The following is a 19024-nucleotide window of genomic DNA, read 5'->3' as shown; positions in this document are numbered from 1 at the left end:
AGATGGAAATTGAGCAGCCAGCTGACGAGGAAAATCCATACATCTGATGCCGATATTTACTGGCGGATGAAATGAATTTGCGAAAGAATCTTGACACTACCGATGGAAACAAAATAAAAAAGCCATTGCCAGGAAAATACGTTTATTTTCACTTAAATTCAAAAATATTTGGTTCATCGTAAGACTCCTATATTGGGACAGAAATGTAATATATTGTCTTCTTTATTATACAGCATAATAAATTGATAGAAAAGGTGATCGTTTAAAATGTATGTATGGACAACAATTTAATGATACCATCTGCTCACGGCAAATACTTTTGACTAAAAAAGCAGACCAGGTGTTTTTGAAACCATTGATTGCACAAAAAGGCCGCCGGAAATTCCGGCGGTCTTTTCCATTTTAAAGCAGTCCGTGCAGTTTTCCCAGTTTCTGGATCTGTTCCAGGGAGTAATGGGTGATCCGGGAAATGGTTTCCATGGGGATTTTCTCTTTCAGCATGCCAAGAACGTTGGATTCGCGTTCCTCCTGCATTCCCTGTTGCATCCCTTGCTGCATCCCTTGCTGCATGCCTTGCTCCAATCCTTCTTTCAAACCTTCCTTCCGGCCTGCCTTCCTGCCTTCTTCTTCTGCTTCTTTCTGGCGCCTTCTGATTTCATCGCTTAAAATCATATATTCTCGCCTCACTTTATCCATGCTCTTCACAAGATGGACTTCCTGATCCAGACTTTCCACAAAATTCCCTTTTGCGGCTTTTCCGTCCACGTAACGGAGAAAAGCAGCAACGTCAGGATCAGCTGCATTTTCGCTGCCCTTACTGTTCAGAAACATTCTGGTCTCTTCGTCCTTTAATTTTACCCTGTTATCTTCCTGACAGCAATGGGTAAATGTGTAAATCGGCAGATTCCGATGAAACGGATCGAAAGTGCAAATAAAGATTACATAGGACGGGTTCAATTCTTCGTACGGCTTGCCCTTATCCAGCAGTTCCCCATCAATCAGGCTCTGATAAAAACGGCTGCGCTTGGCCAGGTCGTATTTGGGGGAGTTGGAGCACTGCATCTCGATATCGTAGACACGACCTTCCTCATCCTCCACATAGACATCCAAACGGACACTTTTGCCATCCAGCCGGAGGTCGATGGTCTTTTCGAAATCCTGGTAATGCAGAGAACGGACTTTGATTCCCACAATCTTTTCAATCAAATGGGTACAAAGCCGTTCATTGCGCATGACATGCTGGAAGAGAAAGTTGTCACGGATGGTTAGTTCATCAAAGGTTTTGATTCTTTCCATTAATCTGCCTCCTTGTGAAGTTGGTATAGAAATACCTTTCGACAGGAAACTGATAATTCCTTCCCAAGTGGAAAAATTGGGGCATGAATGGAACAAACTATTTTGAAAGAATGGAAATGAGAGGTTTTCTCATCGGGAGTACGATGAAAACCAGCCCCCGCACCCCACCGAACCTCCGACCGTGACGGCGTTGGGGTCATGGGTCCGCGTACTGATGGTTGGACGTGGTTGGCGTGGGGACGTGCAGGCGGGGCGCCGGGCCTGGGTCCCCTACGGTTCCAGAACGGATCTGTCGGCCCGGCCGTCCCTGCTCTTCACTCCTCACTCTGTACTCTTCACTCTGCACTGGTTTTCTCACCACAGGCTGTTGTCCACCAGCCGGGGTTTGACGGCCGGGGTACCGCTTCCGCCGCCACCACCGGGAAGAGAGAACTCTTCAAATGTGAAATCACCATGTGTTGCATTAAATTCTATCTCGTTGGCATAAATAGAACCATGGAATTGTTGCTTAGGTAGTACGTTCCCATGTTGGTCTTTTTCTTGTTTATCAAAATTAAACGGAGATAATGATGAGCCTGGCACATATAAACTACCTCGGAAGTCGTAAGTATTGGCATCAAATTGCACGTTCGTAATGGGATTCTTATTCCAATTATTTATTTCTTGATGGCCAAAATAACAGATTATTACAGGCCGCCTTATATTGCTTTGTAAAGAAATATGTAGAAGAGATAGATCATCATCAACATAAAGATATACAGGATCATTAGAATTCAAAGAATTATCACTAAGATTAATGTTCATATTTTGAACATTAGAGGCGAGCCTATACATAGACTGGCCATTGTCAGAAATTGTTATTGTATAGTTTTGATCATTTTCTGTTTTGGGAATATCTTTGAATGCATCTTTAACAGCTTGCTCACTAGCTGAAACCTGTTCATTATAATATTTTTCGGGATTGGAACCATTAGGAGCTACTCCTGCAGATGGATATTTATACATTCCTTGACTTATAGCGGTTTCTCTGGATTTCCCATATGCCTCTCTTGTGTACAACATATATCTTCCCTGATTGTTTTCTTTATAATAATTTCTCCAATCCCAAACAACAACATCTCCTTCAAAAGTAGCACCTCCAATCTTATCACTATTATTATTATTGTAAAAAGATCCGTCAAACCCTCTTCTTCCAAGTCCTACATTCACAAGATTCCCCAGCTTAATTCCCCCACCTCCACTGGTCCCTTCCTTCCCAATCAGCGCCACGGCAGTGGCCTTTACCAGGAACGTGGGCCGGTGGAGCCAGGCGGCGGTGGCCTGGATCAGGGGGATTTCTTCTTCCAGATGGACCCGGTAGTAGGATTTTTCTCCTTCGCTGCCGGTGGCGGCTTTGGTTTTGGCCTGGAACTGCTGGAGGTTGGGGTTGCTGGCCAGGTTGTGGCCCAGGTTGGCAGTTACGTACCGGTCGGCGAACAGGTCGGCGTTGGGATGGGAATCGATGGTGTCCCCGTTGACGAAGTTGGCGGCTCCGGCCAGGGCGGCGGCGTCGGCGGCGTTCTGGAGCTTGGTGTGATAGGCCCAGATCCGGCCGATTTCGCTGACCAGGGCCACCAGCAGCAGGAACACTGGCAGCAGTACGGCAAAGAGCACCAGGAAGGCCCCTTTCTGTTTCCGGTTATGAGTAAAAGGCTTCATGGGAAGCGCCTCCTTCAAGGACAGGAAAATGAGATGTTACAACCCCCGGACCAGCATCAGGGCCAGGGCGGTGAGCATGAAATAGGGTCCGTAGGCAAAGGAACTTTTCCGGTTCTTCTGCCCGGCCAGGAGCATCACCAGGGCGGACAGACCTCCCAGGACGGTGCCGGCGGCGGCTGTAAAGGCCAGGCTCTGGGGGCCCATCCACAGGCCCAGGGCGGCCAGGAGCTTGATGTCTCCCCCGCCCAGGGCACCCCGGGACAGGATTCCCAGCACCAGGAACACCAGTCCCCCAGCCAGGCCGGCCAGCAGGTGGCTCACCAGCATGTCGGGATAGGTGGCCAGCATCACCAGGGCGGCCAGGGCAAAGGGAAGCATCATGGAATCAAACAGGCAGTACTGTTCGAAATCCGTAACGGTCATCCACAGGAGAAAAGCGGTGAACACCAGCATGAGCACCAGAGGCAGACCGGAGGCAAGCTGCAGCAGCCGCAGTCCGCAGCCCAGGAACCCGATAAAAAGCAGGGGTTTCCGCCAGCGGCTGCGGGAGGCAATGGCGTCGGGGAAGGTAAGGATGGAAAGGTTCCGGCCATAGAGCCGGTCGATCCAGAAAGACCCGCCCCAGGCCACCCCCAGAGCAGCCAGGAGCAGCAGAAAGACAAAGAAAAGTGTCATGGCAGGTGTACGCTCCTTTTTAGTACTATTATACAGGAAAAGCGGTCAGCTGTCAGCTGTCAAGGGTTAAAGGAGACCATCTGCCGCAGGCAGATGGTTTTGAATGGAAACGCAGCTGACGCTGCTAACCCACCACCAGCCTAACGGCTGGTCCCCCGCCCTTGCAAAGGGCGGATAAAAACTCGGGACACAGGTCCCTCGTTTTGGGACACGCAGGTTCACAAGCCCTGGTACCATAAGCAATGGGCCGATTGCCCGAGCGTATATCCGCACCGAACCGTGGTCACTGCGAACACCGACAAGCAGCAATGGGCCGAAGGCCCGAGCATATATCCGCCCTTTTCAAGGGCGGGGGACCGTTGCGCCTGCGCAATGGTGGTGGGTTAGCAGCCCTGGCTGCGTTTCCCTTCAAGGGCGGGCGGCAGCCGGGCCTCCTTCTGCACAAGGGCTTCTGCCCGCCGTGCCTTTATCCGCCCTTTGCAAGGGCGGGGGGATCCATGCGCAGCATGGGTGGTGGGTTAGCAGCCCCAGGCTGCGTTTCTCTTCAAAGCCAGCGCAGCTGGCATCCGACCGCCGCTGACAAAAAAGAGGGGCCCTCGCCCCTCTTTTTTCACTCTCTATTCTTCTTTAACATACCCAGCAGCAGGGCACCCACTGCTGTCCCTACGGCCAAGGAGGCCAGGTACATGGGCCAGTTGTGGACTACGCCGAACACGAAGATGCCTCCGTGAGGGGCCGGGATGGTGCAGCCGAACACCATGGACAGGGCCCCGGCCACGGCGGAACCAATGGCACAGGCGGGAATCACCCGGGAGGGATCTTCCGCTGCAAAGGGGATGGCCCCTTCGGTGATGAAGCTGAGCCCCATGATGAAGTTGGTCACGGAAGAGTTCCGTTCCTGTGCCGTGAACTTCTTGGGGAACAGCCGGCAGGCCACGGCAATGGCCAGGGGCGGCACCATGCCCCCAATCATCACAGAGGCCATAAAGGGAGAGGACACGGCCTGTCCGTCAGCCCCGGCCAGGGAGGCAGTACCGAACACATAGGCGGCCTTGTTGAGAGGCCCGCCGAAGTCGATGCTCATCATACCCCCCAGCACCAGGCCCAGGAGTACTTTGCTGCCCCCGCTCATGGCGGTGAGGCCCCCGTTGACCCAGTGGTTCACCGCACCCATCACCGGGTTGATCAGGACCACCATCAGGGCCCCCATGATCATCAGCCCCAGCACCGGGTACAGCAGGATGGGTTTGATGTTTTCCAGGGACTCCGGCAGGAAGGCCAGGGCCTTCTTCAAAGCCAGGATCAGATACCCGGCGGCAAAGCCACCCACCAGGGCGCCGAAGAACCCGCTGCCCCCGGCAGAAGCCATGGCCCCGGCCACAAACCCGGCCAGGAGCCCGGGACGGTCGGCGATGCTGGCGGCAATGAACCCGGCCAGCATGGGCATCATGAAGCTGAAGGCCAGGCCTCCCACGTTCTTGAAGAAGGCGGCCAGCGGGGTACTGGACCCGAACTGGGCGGTACCGGCGGCTCCCATGTCGAACAGGAAAGCCAGGGCGATGAGGATGCCCCCGCCGATGACGAAGGGCAGCATGTGGGATACCCCGTTCATCAGATGCTTGTAGGCCTTCCGGGCGCCGCTTTCTTCCGCCGCCGTTTCTCCGGCTGCTTCCCCGCCGGCTTCCCCCTGATAAATGGGAGCCTGACCGCTGAGGGCTTCGTCCAGCAGCTGGTCGGCCTTGTTGATGCCGTCGGCCACTTTCACGATCACCACCGGTTTCCCTTTGAACCGGTTCATGGGCACGTATTTGTCCGCGGCCACGATGATCCCGGTGGCCCCGGCAATGTCTTCCGCCGTCAGGGCGTTCTTCACCCCGCTCTGGCCGTTGGTTTCCACTTTAATGGAAATGCCCCGGCGGGAGGCGTGCTGTTCCAGGCTTTCGGCAGCCATGTAGGTGTGGGCGATGCCGGTGGGACAGGCAGTGACCGCCAGCACCTGGTACCCTTTGGGGGCTTCTTCCGGGGCAGGGGCTTCTTCCGCCGGCTGTTCTTCCCCGGCTTCTTCCGGGAACTTCTCTTTTTCTGCCTTGCCGATCAGTTCATAGAGGGCATCCACACTGTCCACAGCCATGATCCCGTCGATGAAATCCGGATCCATGAGCAGGGTGGACAGACGGCTGAGCACATCCAGATGCACATTGTCCTTGGTATCCGGTGCGGCGATCAGGAAGAACAGTTTGGCAGGCTGTCCGTCCAGGGAATCGAATTCCACCCCGTCACTGCAGCGCATAAAGGCCAGCCCCGGACGGGTGACCGCTGCCGTCTTGGCATGAGGAATGGCTACCCCTTCCCCAACCCCGGTGCTCCCTTCTTCTTCCCGGGCAAAGACCTTTTTCCGGTATTCTTCCGGATCGGCGATGTTCCCCTGTTTCACCATAAGCTGGATCAGTTTGTCCAGCGCTTCTGCCTTGCTGCCGGCGGAACCGTTCAGTTCCACACTTTCCCGTTTCAGTAGATCCGTGATCTGCATATCAATTCCCCTTTACCAGTTGTTCAATGGCTTCCTTTTCCGCCAGATGCATGGTGAACGCCGTGGCGCTGCCGGCGCAGATGCCCCAGTGGAGGGCTTCTTCACAGTTTTTGTTCCGCAGGTATCCTGCCAGGAAACCGGCCACCATGCTGTCGCCGGCTCCCACCGTGTTGACCATGGTCCCCTTGGGGGCCAGGTGACGGTGGACTTTCCCTGTTTCGTCCACCAGGAGGGCACCGTCGCCCCCCAGGCTGATGAGTACGTTCCGGGCTCCCTGCTGCTGGAGTTCCCGGGCCCCCTGGATCAAATCCTGCTCCGTGGGCAGTTTCCGGCCCAGCAGGTCTTCCAGTTCTTCCCCGTTGGGCTTTACCAGGAAGGGATGGGCCGAAAGAGCCCCGGCCAAGAGTTTGCCGGTGGCATCCACCACACAGGGGATGTGCCGCTGCTCCATGGCCCGGGCAATGTCCCCGTAGAGAGAGGGGGCACAGCCGCTGGGTCCGCTGCCGGACAGGACCAGGATATCCTCGGACGTAAGCTCCCGGAGCTGGGCCTGGAGCCGGTCCAGGTCGGCGGAAGTGACTTCCGGCCCTTTGCCGTTAAGGGCGGTTTCTTCTCCGGCCCGGATCTTTACGTTGATCCGGGAAAAGCCGTTTGCCACAGGCAGCAGGCTGCAGGGAATGCCCCGCTCTTCCACCAGGCGCTGGATTTCGTCTCCGGTGAACCCGGCTTTAAAGCCCAGGATCCGGGTGGGGACCCCCAGGTTCTGGAGGATCCAGGACACGTTGATGCCCTTGCCCCCGGGGAAGATTTCCTCGGCCTGGTTCCGGTTGATGGCCCCCACCTGGAGGCGGGACAGGGTCACCACGTAGTCCAGGGAGGGATTGAAGGTGATGGTATAGATCATTTTGGATGGTGTTCCTTTCTGTGCAGGATGGAAAAGGGCACGTCGGGCCTTGGGGCCCTGGTGCAGAAGGAGGCCCGGCATCCGCCGGCCCCTGAAGGTAGACGCAGCCGGGTGGCTGCTAACCCACCACCAGCCTTGCGGCTGGTCCCCCGCCCTTGTAAAGGGCGGATATAGGGGACGCATGTCTTTCGCTCTTGTACCTTACTATATTGCGTCTAAAATCAGCAGTGAAAAACACAACATGGTTTCAATTATTACGATGGACGCTAAGCGCCAGCCCGAGAGTATACCCGCCCTTTGCGTTGGCTGCTATACCCTCGTGGCTTCCGGACCCTTGTTTTTTTGCACAAGGATGCTTGCCCGTGTGCTTATATCCGCCCTTTTCAAGGGCGGGGGACCGTTGCGCCTGCGCAATGGTGGTGGGTTAGGCGCCGCTTTTTGTTCGGCGCCGTTTCCTTTTTTCTTTTTTACAGGTCCCTGAAATTCTGGACCGTGATATTCTGCTCTTTTACCAGCTGGAGGATTTCCTGATCGGTTACAGCGTCCAGTTCCCCTTCGAAATCGTGGTCCCACTGGGTGGCGGGGATCAGGATGCCGTTGCTGGTGCCCGGGTGGAGCATCACTTCAGTGGTGCCTTCCTTCAGGTGGAGCAGGATGGTCCGGAGGGCTTTTTTGTCCACCGCTTCCCCGGCCACAATGCCCCCGAAATGATCCGGAGTGCGGATTCCCTGGGCGTGGGCCTTCTTCCGGGCCCGTTCCGCCAGCACATGGAGACCGGTACGGCCCACCTGTTCTCCCAGGTTGGAGGGCCGGGTGGCCAGAAGGCTCACCGGGATGGCCGGGATCCGCACCGCCGGGATCCCATGGTCCAGGCACAGGTCCAGGATGATGTCGATGATCCCGGGAAGCACGTGCATGTGCTGATGGCTGTCGGCGTGGGTGGGCACCAGGCCCGTATCCAAAAACCGGTCCAGCTGAGCGGTGCATTCCCGCTGGACGTCCTGGAGCCGGATTTTGCCGGTCAGGAACCGTTTCACGAACGCACCATGGTCCGGGTACAGTTCCCCGGTGGCCGGGTCCACCAGGCTGGGGATGTCCGAGGCCGGCAGCACTGGTTTGGCGTTCACCAGGGTGAAATGGATGCCCAGGCCCAGGGCGGGAGTACGGCGGGCCAGGGCCACCGCCTCCTCAAACGCGGCGCCGGTGACCATTACCGTGGCCGACCGGATCAGTCCCTGTGCCACCCCCCGTTCCACCGCCCGGTTGATCAGGATATGACGGCCAAAATCATCAGCATTGACAATCAGTTGTTTGGACATGACAGAGATCCTTTCAAAGAAAAACAGCCAGGATTGGCTGGAACGAATGTTGTTGTGACTATTTATTATATCAGATGGGGCAGGAAATTTGTAGGGGATTCAGGAGTTAGGTGGTTAGGTGATTAGGTGGATGGTTGGGTGGCTGGTACCTCGTTGACATCCCCCACCCCTTTTGTTACACTGGACTTGCTCTTATTTGGAAAGGAGATTTTCCCATGAATCGTGCTTTGACTCCCCGGGCTATGGTTTTTATTGCAATACTGGGGGCTTTGTCTTCTCTTTTGATGGCTTTTGAGTTTCCCCTGCCGTTTGCCCCGGCGTACATGAAATTCGAGATTTCGGACCTGCCGGCTTTGTTTGCCGGATTCTTTATCGGGCCTCTGGCCGGGGGCCTGACGGAACTGCTGAAGATCCTTATCAAACTGGTGCTGGTGGGAAGCTCTACGGCTTTTGTGGGGGAAGGGATGAACCTGTTGTGTGCCCTGGCCTATGTGCTGCCCTCCACGGTGTTCTATCACCTGCACCGGACCCGCCAGGGTGCCATGACGGCACTGGTGGCCGGCAGCCTGGTGGCCAGTGTGTTCGCGGTTCTGGCCAACAGGTTCCTGGCCATCCCGCTGTACGTAAAGCTGTACAAAATCCCTCTGGAGGCGATCCTGAAAATGGCCAGTGCCACCAATCCCCTGGTCCACAGCCTGACGGATTTCCTACTGCTGACGGTGCTGCCCTTCAACCTGCTGAAGTACGCGGTGGTGTCAGGGATTACGTATCTAATCTATAAGAAGGCCAGTCTGGCGCTGACGGAGATCATTAAAAAGTAAATAAGGGAAGCCCGTCATCTGCCGGGCTTTGAACGTGGACGCAGCCAGAAGGCTGCTAACCCACCACCAGCCTTGCGGCTGGTCCCCCGCCCTTGAAAAGGGCGGATATATGGCACGCGGGCTATCGCCCTGGTGCCCAAAAAGCAATGGGCGTCAGCCCGAGCGTGTATCCGCCCTGAAAAAGGTACTGATAAACAGCACCCGTTACTATCCTTATAAAAAGCAATGGGCCATAGGCCCAATCGTATATCCGCCCTTTGCAAGGGCGGGGGACCGTTGCGCTTGCGCAATGGTGGTGGGTTAGCAGCCCCCTGGCTGCGTTTCCCTTCAGAACCATCTGCCCCCGGCAGATGGTCTCCTTCGTCCGCTGACCGTCCCTGTATCCAGTATACATTTTCAAATGTCCTTTCAGCTGTCACAGAACCATGCTACAATAGATTGGTAAGGGATTCTATTACTGCCAAATCAAGGAGGTTCTGCCATGATTGAAAAAAACGCTGTAGGCATCGTCGGTGTTGGCCATGTGGGCGCCCATGTGGCTTATTCCCTGGGAATGATGGGGATCGCTGACGAGATTCTGCTCTGCGATATTGATGACAAAAAACTCACCAGCGAATGCAATGATCTGAACGATGCTGTCCCTTTCATGCCCAACCGGGTAACCTACCGGACCACGGACTATGCCGGTCTCAAGGACTGTGCCATTATTGTGATCGCCGTGGGGGATATTTCTCTGTGCCGGAACTTCAACCGGGACGATGAACTGAAAAACAGTGTGATCCAGGTGGCCCGGTTCATTCCCCGGATCATGGATGCCGGGTTCGATGGGATCTTTGTGAACATCACCAACCCCTGTGACCTGATCACCGGGGAAATCGCCAATCTGTCCGGTCTCCCCCGGTCCCAGGTGCTGGGTACAGGGACGCTTCTGGATTCGGCCCGGCTGCGCCACGCCATCAGCGATTTTACAGGGCTGGACAGCCGGAGCTTCAGCGCCTTTATGCTGGGTCAGCACGGGAATTCCCAGTTCGTCCCCTGGTCCCTGCTGAATTTTTCCGGGATGACCGTGGATCAGTATGAACAGCACACGGGACGGAAGTTCGACCGGGCCAAAATCCAGGAACAGGCCATCAAAGGAGGCTGGGTGACGGTCTCCGGCAAATGGTGCACGGAATACGGCATTGCCGGCGCGGCAGCCACCCTGGTGCGGACCATCCTCCGGGACGAAAAGCGGGTGCTCCCCTGCTCGGTGGAACTGGACGGGGAATACGGCCAGCAGGACCTGTTTATCGGCGTACCGGCGGTAATCGGCAAGGAAGGCGTGGAAAAGGTCCTGGACCTGCCCCTGACCCCGGAAGAACAAAAGCAGTTCCAAGCCTGTGCCGCCGCCATCCAGGAGAATGTGAGCAAGGCGTATGACATTATTTTGAAGGAAAAAGAAAAGGTGTGACCGCGGTCACACCTTTTCTTTTTCTCACGTTTTATCCAAAGAACACTGTAATCAGATCTTCCAGCGCCTTCTGGTCGGCGGCTCCCATGGTTTCCCGGGCGCTGTGCATGGCCAGAAGGGCCACACCGATATCCATGGTCCGGATGGGAGTCAGGGCCGATGCCATGGACCCCAGGGTGGATCCCCCTTTGATGTCGCTGCGGTTCACAAACAGCTGGCAGGGAATCCCGTTGGCGGCGCAGAGGCCTTTCACAATGGCCACCGCTTCCGCATCCCCGGCATACGCCTGGCTGCAGGCCTGTTTCAGCACCACACCCTGGCCCAGTTTGGGCTTGTTGGTGATGTCGCATTTGTCCGTATAGTTGGGATGGAGGGCATGGGCCACGTCCACGCTGAGCATGAACCCGTTGGCCATGTCTTCATACAGGGCTTCTTCCGTCAGGCCCAGTTTGGTGTAGATCCGGTGGAGCAGGTTGTTCAGCACCAGGGAATCGGCTCCCTGTTTGGTGTTGCTGCCCACTTCTTCGTTGTCAAACAGGCAGGCCACCCGCAGTCCTTCGGTGCCTTTACCGTTCATGATGCCCTTCAGGCAGCCCATGCAGGAAGTCAGGTTGTCCAGACGGCCGGAGGAGATGAATTCATCCTTCAGCCCGAAGGTGCAGCCTTCTTCCACCGGATAGGTGGACAGTTCAAAGGACAGGATGTCTTCCGGTTTCACCTGGAGTTCCTTGGCCAGGAAGTTGGTGAAGAAGTGCTTGTCTTCCGGGTCCTCGCCCAGCATGGTGGCCAGGGGCAGCACATCTTTCTGTTTGTTCCATTTGTAGCCGTCGTTCACTTCCCGGTTCATGTGGATGGCCAGGCTGGACATGCTCAAAAGGGGCCGTTTGAAATCCACCAGGTGGGTCCGGGGTTTGAAGGGATCGGCGGTCCGGGTGACGATTTTCCCGGCCAGGGACAGAGGCCGGTCCATCCAGGTGGATACGATCATGCCGCCGTAGCCTTCCACGTTCAGGGTGCCATAGCCCTGGGTATCCACTTCCGCCGCCGGTTTCAGCCTGAAGCAGGGAAAATCCGTATGGGCGGCTGCAATCTTCAGCCCCCGGGATCCTGCTTTACCGGTACGGAAGGCAAACAGGGATGAATCGAAGCATGTGACAAAGTACTTGCTGTCCGGGGCCAGGGTCCAGTCCCCGCCCAGGGGGAGTTCAACAAAGCCGTCTGCCAGCAGCAGGTCACGGCTGGCCGCCACCGTATGGTACGGAGACGTGCTCTTTTGGATCAGGTTCAGTAAATCTTTCGTAGTTTGATTCATTTCGACACCTCCTGTTGACATTGTATCATAAGGTACAAAATTGTTCAAAAACTTTTTTATTTAACTAGCCAGATAATACCGCTGCATGATATAATGGAACCATCTTTTGTAAAGGAGGCTTTCCAATGGCTGAAAAAGAAAAAACACTCAACAATGGAAGCAACAAAGTTTTATCCTGGCAAGCGCTGGGCCTGATGACCTTTACCTCCGTGTGGGGGTTCGGGAACATCGTCAACGGCTATGCCAACCAGGGTCTCAAGGCCGTAGTGTCCTGGATCCTCATGTTCGCCCTGTACTTCATCCCTTATGTGCTCATGGTCGGTGAAATGGGTTCCACCTTCAAGAACAGCGCCGGAGGCGTATCCTCCTGGATCCGGTCCACTTCGGGCGCCAAGCTGGCCTACTTCGCCGGGTGGACCTACTGGATCGTCCACATGCCCTACCTGGCCCAGAAACCCCAGAACATGCTCATCGCCTTTGGCTGGGCCTTTTTCCAGAACGGATCCCTGACGAAAATGATTTCGCCCCTGGTCCTGCAATGCATCGCTCTTGTGATTTTCTTTTTCTTCCTGTGGTACGCCTCCAAAGGGGTTACGGCCCTGAAACGGATCGGCGCCCTGTCCGGGAGCTTCATGTTCGTCATGTCCATCCTGTACATCCTGCTGGCCCTGGCGGCTCCTCACCTGACCACCGCCAAGACCTTCAGCTACAGCCTGAACTGGGAAACCCTGATGCCCACCTTCGATTTTGACTACATGACCACCCTGGGGATCCTGGTGTTTGCTGTTGGCGGCTGCGAACGGCTGAGCCCCTATGTAAACAACCTGAAGAAACCTTCTTCTGAATATCCCAAATCCATGATCTTCATGGCCATTATGGTGGCGGTGACCGCCCTGCTGGGGACCTTTGCCATGGGGCTGATGTTCGACCCCAACAACATCCCCAAGGACCTGATGATGAACGGGGCCTACTACAGCTTCTCCAAGCTGGGTGAATACTACGGCATCGGCCAGACCTTCGTGATCATCTACGCCATCTGCACCGCCCTGGGACAGGCCGCCACCCTGGCCATTTCCATCGATGCCCCCATCAAGATCCTGCTGTCCGACGTGGATCCCCAGTTCGTGCCCAAAGTGTTCACCAAAGTGAACGCCAAAGGGGTGCCTGTAACCGGGTACAAACTGACCGCCATCCTGGTTTCCATCCTGCTGATCGTACCGGCGCTGGGGATCGGGGACATGACCAGCCTGTACAACTGGCTGATCCGTCTGAACGCGGTGTGCATGCCGCTCCGGTATCTGTGGGTGTTCTTTGCCTACATGATGCTGAAGAAACATGCGGACAACTATGTTTCTGAATATCATTTCGTGAAGAGCAAGGGCCTGGGCATGCTGGCCGGGTTCTGGTGCTTCGCCTTCACCGCTTTTGCCTGCATCATGGGCATGTTCCCCCGTGGGGTCCAGAGTGGTACGGACACCTGGTACTTCCAGTTCGCCATGAACATCCTGACCCCGCTGGTACTGATCGGGATCGGGTTCATCCTGCCGGAACTGGCGAAGAAGGAACGGGAGTAAGAAAAACAGGGTGCTGCATAAAACATGCAGCACCCTGTTTTTTTGTCAGCGGGCAGCGGGCGAAGGAGACCATCTGCCGAAGGCAGATGGTTCTAAAGGGAAACGCCGCTGAAGCGGCTAACCCACCACCAGCCTCACGGCTGGTCCCCCGCCCTTGTAAAGGGCGGATAGTGACACTAGGGCAAAGCCCGTGTGTCACAAAAGCAATGGGCGCCAACCCGAGCGTATATCCGCCCTTTACAAGGGCGGGGGACCGTTGCGCTTGCGCAATGGTGGTGGGTTAGCATCCAACGGATGCGTTTACCATCAAAGAAACCGGCTTGCTGTGGGTTTCTTCCTTTTTTCATACATCCTCATCCCAGGGATTGATCCGGATGGGTTCTTTTTTCAGCATTTCTTTTTGTTCCGGGGTAAAATGGCATTTTCTGATCACGGCTTCGTAGACGTATTCTTTGAAATACTTTTCGGAGCAGACGAAATAGCCGTTCTTCCCCACTTCCTTGCCCCAGGAATTCTCGATTTTCCAACGGGTGGGACGGCCATTGGCATCGAAATCCACCCCGGTCAGGAGCATGGCATGGGTGGCGGAGCTGGCTCCGTATTCCAGCCGCTTGCCTTTGGGCATATCCCAGGAAAATCCTCCCAGGAGCTTTTCCACCTGGACGCTGTCCGGATCCCAGATCCCTTCTTTCCGGGCTCCGTAGGCACCGGCGTCGCAGGCGAACCACACCGGTTCCCCGGCCTGGAGCTGGCGGATGCACAGGTCTTCCAGGGCTTCCTGGGACAGGTTCAGGGCTTCCATATCCTTCCCCACCATGTTTTCCACAGCGTGGAAGGCCACCGGCGTATCCATCTCCTTGTCCGGGGTGGGTTCGTTGATCACGGGCATGTAGTCTTCCAGGGCAAGGCCCACATATTTGTCGTAGAATTCCCTGGGGGTCAGGTTCCGGTCACAGTGGTAGTTCTTGTCCTTGTCCCGCCAGGCAAAATCGAAGGTCTCCACCGGCGCCCCGAAGGCGATGCATTCCGCTTTGTACACTTCCGCCAGCATTTCCTTCTTCCGGGGATAGGGATCCTTTCCGGCAGCCACCAGTTCCCGGAGCTCCAGGGCATCTTTCCGGAGCAGCCGGTTCATGGCAGCCAGGAATCGGTCCGTATGTTCCGACTGGTAGGATTCCGGGTTTGCAGTTTTGGGCACCACCCCGTATTTGGCCGCCAGATGGGCCGCTTCACTCCAGTAGCCGCCGTCCACCATGCCCCGGAGCACGTACTGCATGCTCTGGCCTTTCACCGGCTCCCCGGCCTGTTCGATGACCATTTCCAAAAAGTTGTTGGCCTTTTCCAGCTTGTCGTAAAAGCTGAGATAGTTCTGGGACAGTTCGAATTCCTCCAGACCACACTTTTCCGCCACGATCTCCCGCATGATGTTGAGAGCTGCAAAGAGCCAGCACCGGCCGGACTTCTGCTGGGCGGTGATCCCCCGGGTCTTCACTTCCACCGCAAAGGGTCCCTGGTGGAGGGCCGCCTGCATGGGCACAAAAGACAGGTCCGCCAGGTCGGTTTTGGCCAGGGCACTGTTCAGGGTCCGGGCGGCTGCATCCCGGTCATAGGCAGCACGGAATTCTTTCAGCAAGGCATTGTTGATTTCTTTCATTGGGTATCTTTCCTTTCTCGACAAAGGTTATTTGATTAGGGCGATCCGGGCCCCCAGGAGCATGAGCCCCATGCCCAAGGCCATCTGGAAGGTAATGGCCTCCCCCACAAAAAACCAGGCGAAGAGAGGGCTCAGGGCCGGCTTGATGAAATAGGTCAGGCTCCCCAGGGTGATGCTCCCCACCTCCATGGCCCGGAACCAGCACAGGAAGGCCACCAGAGTGATGCCCAGATACAGGGTGAGCACCCAGGGCAGGTTGGCCCAGGTGTAGCCGGTGAGAAGCGGGATATAGGCATAATTTCCCAGGCCGTGGGCAGTGAAAAAGGCCGCCACAGCGGGGATGTGGGACAGGAAGGCCACAAACAGCAGCTGGAGCCCGCCCCACAAAAAGGTCCAAGCGGTGACCGTCACACTGCCCAGGGCTGGCATGAGCTTCTTGCCTCCCACCGCATACAGGCTGTACCCGAACACGCAGACCATGAGCCCCAAAAAGCCTCCCGGGTCCAGGGTCATGTGGAATGGGTCCACCAAAACGGCAATGGCCAGCACCTGGAGCCCCAGGGCGGCGATTTCATACCGGGTAATGGGGGTCCCCAGGATCAGGGCCGCCAGCACCGTAATGAAAAGAGGCGTGCTGGAAAAGATCACCGCCGTATGGCTGGCTCCCAGCACCACCGAAGCCATCTGGTACAGAGGCCCCACCATGGCAATGCCCATGAATCCCAGAAAAAAGCAGAGTTTCTGCTGGGCAAAGGTAACCCGGGCATGCCGGGCCAAAAGCTGCTTCCGGCTCCAGGGCATCAAGGCCAGCCCGGCCAGGGTGTACCGGGTGGCATTCACCTGGACCCCGTTCAGGTCGCCATTGATTTTTTTCATGCATACTTCCGTAAGGCAGAAAAACAGCGCAGCCACCAGCATGCACAGGATGGCTTCACGGTGTTTGGTCATAAGGGGACACTTCCTTTGAATTGGAATTTTACTGTTCCAGCAGGTATCCATCGACTCTGACGGAATTCTTCTCTTTTTGGTCAAACCCGTCCTGGCTCCCTGCAAGCTGGGTAAAGATCAGCAGTTTCCCATCCTCCAGCTGAAGCTGGAGATCTTTTCCCTCCACCAGTCCATTGGAAGGATATTTTTCCCGCAGCTGCTGCAGGTACGCATCATCTATGGGCAGGCTGTATGCAGTATTTCCCTCTCCGGAAAAACGCAGCCGGTGGTACTGGATATGGGCCCCCTTGATGATTATTACCCTGGAATAACCGCTGACCGGCAGTGTTGCAAGTTTTTGGCTGTAGTTATAATACCCGATACCGGTATGACCTTTTCCTTTGGGCGGACGAGGCAGGGTGGCCAGGAAGGGAGATTCTTTGATTTGTTCCACCAGAGGATACCGCCACCGGCCGGCGGAACCGGCCAGATAACCATAGCTGCTGCGGATCCGCTCCGCTTCCTCTGGAGAAATCTCTCGGGCGCTGACCAGTTTCCCCTTCTGGATCAGCTGATTCCGGGTGATGGTTTCTTCCAGGCGCCGTGCCTGGGACCAGGCAGGAAGGTCCACCAGGTTCAGGGGCGAAAATGCCAGGATCCCGCTGAGGATTCCGCACAACAGGTATATTTTCCGGGGTTTTTGCCTTGTAATGCCCCCGAGCAGGACACAAAGCCCCACGAAGGTGCAGCAGAGGGACAGATACCGGAGGGTTGTGAGCCCGTAGGCTTCCAAACGGATCCAGACGCCTCGGAGCTGAGCCGCTGCTATGGGAACCAGAAGGAGTGCTCCCCATTTCAGGACTTTCCGCACCCAGAGCGGCTGCTCTTCCGGGTAGGATAAGCAGAACAGGGCATAAAAAGCCAAAGCACAGGATCCAAAGGGATTCATGATACCATTTGGCAGAGCTCCCTCCCGGAGGCTTTTGGCCAGATAGAAATAAAGGATGACCACAAGGAGCGCGGCCGCCGGAAGAAGAAGGTTCCGGCAGAGTGATGAATACCAGTCCGGTATCGCCAGAGGTTCGTTTTCCCGGGGAATCTGGGCCAGCAGGACCTGCCAGGATACCACCCAGATGGAAAATACACAGGCCAGCTCCAGCCATTCCAGGGACAGTTTGGGGTACAGGAGCATCCGGATGCCGGAAAAGCAGAGGCCCAAAAGGGCAAAGGACAACCCTCCCAGGAGCAGGCTTTTGCCAAGGGCCAGCAGAAAAGCGGGAAAAAGCCCCTTTCGTCCCTGGGGTGTATCACAGAAAAAAAGGGTAAGCGCTGCGGACAGGGCGGCGGTGCCCCAAAGGCCCAGGAACAGGTAGTCATTAAAGGACGGGACCTGTTCCAGGCTCCGCCAGAGCAGAAGGAAAAGCAGGAAATTGGCCGCTTCCCGCCGGGGCTCGATCCTGCCGTATTTTTCGTTGTACAGCCGCCAAGGCACGGAAAGAAACATTACCAGCTGTACAGCCAAAAAGCCCTGACTGATTACCGTCCATTTGCTCCACTGGTCCTCCCGCCCGATGACAGTGAGCACCAGGAATACCAGAAAAAAGCTCCAACTGCCCAGAAAAGCCGTCTTGAAGCGCTGGTTCCGCTCCCAGATTTCCCTGCACAATCCTTTGAACCTGCTCAGCATAAAGGATGCCTCCCCTTGGATGTTCATTCCTTATGATTATAGCATGGATGGGAAGTGGGAGCGAGGCGGAAGTTGGTGTGGAGGGATAGAGGAAGACGGCGCCGGGATTGCATGGGGATCGCCACCGCCTGCACCAGCGGAAGTTGGTGCGGGGGCGAAGGACGACGGCGCCGGGTATCGCGGCGCCTAACCCACCACCATTGCGCAGGCGCAACGGTCCCCCGCCCTTGAAAAGGGCGGATAATAAGTACGCGGACTAACGCCCTTGTACTTATTTTAAAGCAATGGGCCGCAGGCCCGAGCGTATATCCGCCCTTTACAAGGGCGGGGGACCAGCCATTAGGCTGGTGGTGGGTTAGCAGCCCCGGCTGCGTTTCTCTTCAAGGGCCGGCGGATGCCGGGCTTCTTTTTGCATAAGGGCCCCTGGCCCGGTATGCGCTGTATTTATCCGCCCTTTGCAAGGGCGGGGGACCAGCCGTTAGGCTGGTGGTGGGTTAGCAGCCCCCAGGCTGCGTCTCCCTTCAAAGCCATCTGCCCCCGGCAGATGGTCTCCTTCTGCACAAAGGCCCCTGGCCCGCCGTGCCCTCTACTGCTTCACCCGTTTCCGTACTTCCTTATCGATCACGTACTGCACTCCGGAAAAATTTCTCCATATGTCCCGATTGCTGAACCGGAGCACTTTCATGCCGCAGGCCATAAGCCGCCGGGTCCGTTCCAGATCGTAGGCTTTTTCCGCGGGATTGTAATGCTGACTGCCGTCGATTTCTACCACCAGCCGGGCTTTGGCGCAGTAAAAATCCACAATGTATCCCCGGATGGGTTTCTGCCGGAGAAAACGGATAGGATACTGCTGCAAAAACTGGAACCACAAATGCCGTTCTTCGGCAGTCATGTTTTTTCGGAGATGATTGGCAAAGTGTTTGAGGTGACGGTCTCGGGTGGTTTCGTAGTACATGGGTGAGGTCCTTTCTGTTGGATTGTTTTGTGGCAAATTGTTTGTTGGTGCCAAAATGGCAGAGTGGACTGGGGATGGTTGTTGGTGCGGGGGGATAGAGGAAGACGGCGCCGGGTATCGCGGCGCCTAACCCACCACCATTGCGCAGGCGCAACGGTCCCCCGCCCTTGTAAAGGGCGGATAGTAGTGCGGGCTGGCGCCCTGCACGATTAATGGCGACTG

Annotated in this window: 14 protein-coding genes; 3 read left to right on the top strand and 11 right to left on the bottom strand. The window is 56.2% G+C overall.

Translation table 11 applies throughout. The annotated features are described in order from the left end of the window. Window positions 1-402: 402 nt before the first annotated feature. From ACZOF8_RS09265 to ACZOF8_RS09240, 6 genes are all read right to left on the bottom strand, one after another. Window positions 403-1296: an Rpn family recombination-promoting nuclease/putative transposase gene (locus ACZOF8_RS09265; RefSeq protein WP_154488780.1), complete on the bottom strand. Its 894-nt coding sequence runs from the start codon at window positions 1294-1296 to the stop codon at window positions 403-405. A 354-nt stretch (window positions 1297-1650) separates the two neighbouring features. Then, window positions 1651-2994, bottom strand: coding sequence for a pilus assembly protein TadG-related protein (locus tag ACZOF8_RS09260; RefSeq protein WP_487426832.1), 1344 nt, complete (start codon window positions 2992-2994; stop codon window positions 1651-1653). Window positions 2995-3030: 36 nt separating this feature from the next. Then, window positions 3031-3669 (bottom strand): prepilin peptidase, encoded by a 639-nt coding sequence (locus ACZOF8_RS09255; RefSeq protein WP_154488774.1) that lies wholly within the window; start codon window positions 3667-3669, stop codon window positions 3031-3033. A gap of 610 nt (window positions 3670-4279) precedes the next feature. Then, complete coding sequence (locus ACZOF8_RS09250; RefSeq protein ID WP_022487627.1) at window positions 4280-6199, bottom strand: PTS fructose transporter subunit IIABC; 1920 nt, start codon at window positions 6197-6199, stop codon at window positions 4280-4282. Between the two features lies 1 nt (window position 6200). Beyond that, window positions 6201-7103, bottom strand: coding sequence for a 1-phosphofructokinase (pfkB, locus tag ACZOF8_RS09245; RefSeq protein ID WP_288274301.1), 903 nt, complete (start codon window positions 7101-7103; stop codon window positions 6201-6203). Between the two features lie 467 nt (window positions 7104-7570). Continuing rightward, window positions 7571-8422, bottom strand: coding sequence for a ChbG/HpnK family deacetylase (locus tag ACZOF8_RS09240; protein WP_302158281.1), 852 nt, complete (start codon window positions 8420-8422; stop codon window positions 7571-7573). Between the two features lie 215 nt (window positions 8423-8637). Here ACZOF8_RS09240 and ACZOF8_RS09235 point away from each other — a divergent pair, with 215 nt between their 5' ends. Together ACZOF8_RS09235 and ACZOF8_RS09230 are read left to right on the top strand one after the other, a co-directional pair. Further along, complete coding sequence (locus ACZOF8_RS09235) at window positions 8638-9243, top strand: ECF transporter S component (protein ID WP_154488769.1); 606 nt, start codon at window positions 8638-8640, stop codon at window positions 9241-9243. Between the two features lie 481 nt (window positions 9244-9724). Then, window positions 9725-10693 (top strand): lactate/malate family dehydrogenase, encoded by a 969-nt coding sequence (locus ACZOF8_RS09230; protein ID WP_022487515.1) that lies wholly within the window; start codon window positions 9725-9727, stop codon window positions 10691-10693. Between the two features lie 31 nt (window positions 10694-10724). On the opposite strand, the gene ACZOF8_RS09225 is transcribed toward ACZOF8_RS09230, so the two are convergent. Next, window positions 10725-12005, bottom strand: a complete 1281-nt coding sequence (locus ACZOF8_RS09225; protein WP_154488767.1) for a M18 family aminopeptidase — start codon at window positions 12003-12005, stop codon at window positions 10725-10727. A gap of 125 nt (window positions 12006-12130) precedes the next feature. On the opposite strand from ACZOF8_RS09225, the gene ACZOF8_RS09220 reads away from it, so the two are divergent. Then, entirely contained in the window at window positions 12131-13579 is a 1449-nt protein-coding gene (locus tag ACZOF8_RS09220; RefSeq protein ID WP_022487513.1) for an amino acid permease, read from the top strand. 343 nt (window positions 13580-13922) lie between these two features. Here ACZOF8_RS09220 and ACZOF8_RS09215 read toward each other — a convergent pair whose 3' ends face one another. The 4 genes from ACZOF8_RS09215 to ACZOF8_RS09200 all read right to left on the bottom strand — a co-directional run bounded on the left by ACZOF8_RS09215 (window position 13923) and on the right by ACZOF8_RS09200 (window position 18802). Further along, a complete protein-coding gene (locus ACZOF8_RS09215; protein ID WP_487426829.1) occupies window positions 13923-15233 on the bottom strand; it encodes a C1 family peptidase in 1311 nt (436 codons plus the stop codon). Window positions 15234-15260: 27 nt separating this feature from the next. After that, on the bottom strand, window positions 15261-16181 hold the full coding sequence (locus tag ACZOF8_RS09210) for a DMT family transporter (RefSeq protein WP_195839635.1): 921 nt from the start codon (window positions 16179-16181) through the stop codon (window positions 15261-15263). A gap of 28 nt (window positions 16182-16209) precedes the next feature. Next, window positions 16210-17847 (bottom strand): DUF4153 domain-containing protein, encoded by a 1638-nt coding sequence (locus tag ACZOF8_RS09205; RefSeq protein WP_487426827.1) that lies wholly within the window; start codon window positions 17845-17847, stop codon window positions 16210-16212. Between the two features lie 586 nt (window positions 17848-18433). Next, the gene (locus tag ACZOF8_RS09200) at window positions 18434-18802 is read right to left on the bottom strand and encodes an endonuclease domain-containing protein (RefSeq protein ID WP_487426826.1); all 369 of its coding nucleotides are present in this window, start codon (window positions 18800-18802) and stop codon (window positions 18434-18436) included. Between the last annotated feature and the right edge of the window lie 222 nt (window positions 18803-19024).

This window comes from Acidaminococcus sp. (genome assembly GCF_057597765.1).
This window is presented reverse-complemented; position numbering and strand designations above follow the sequence as displayed.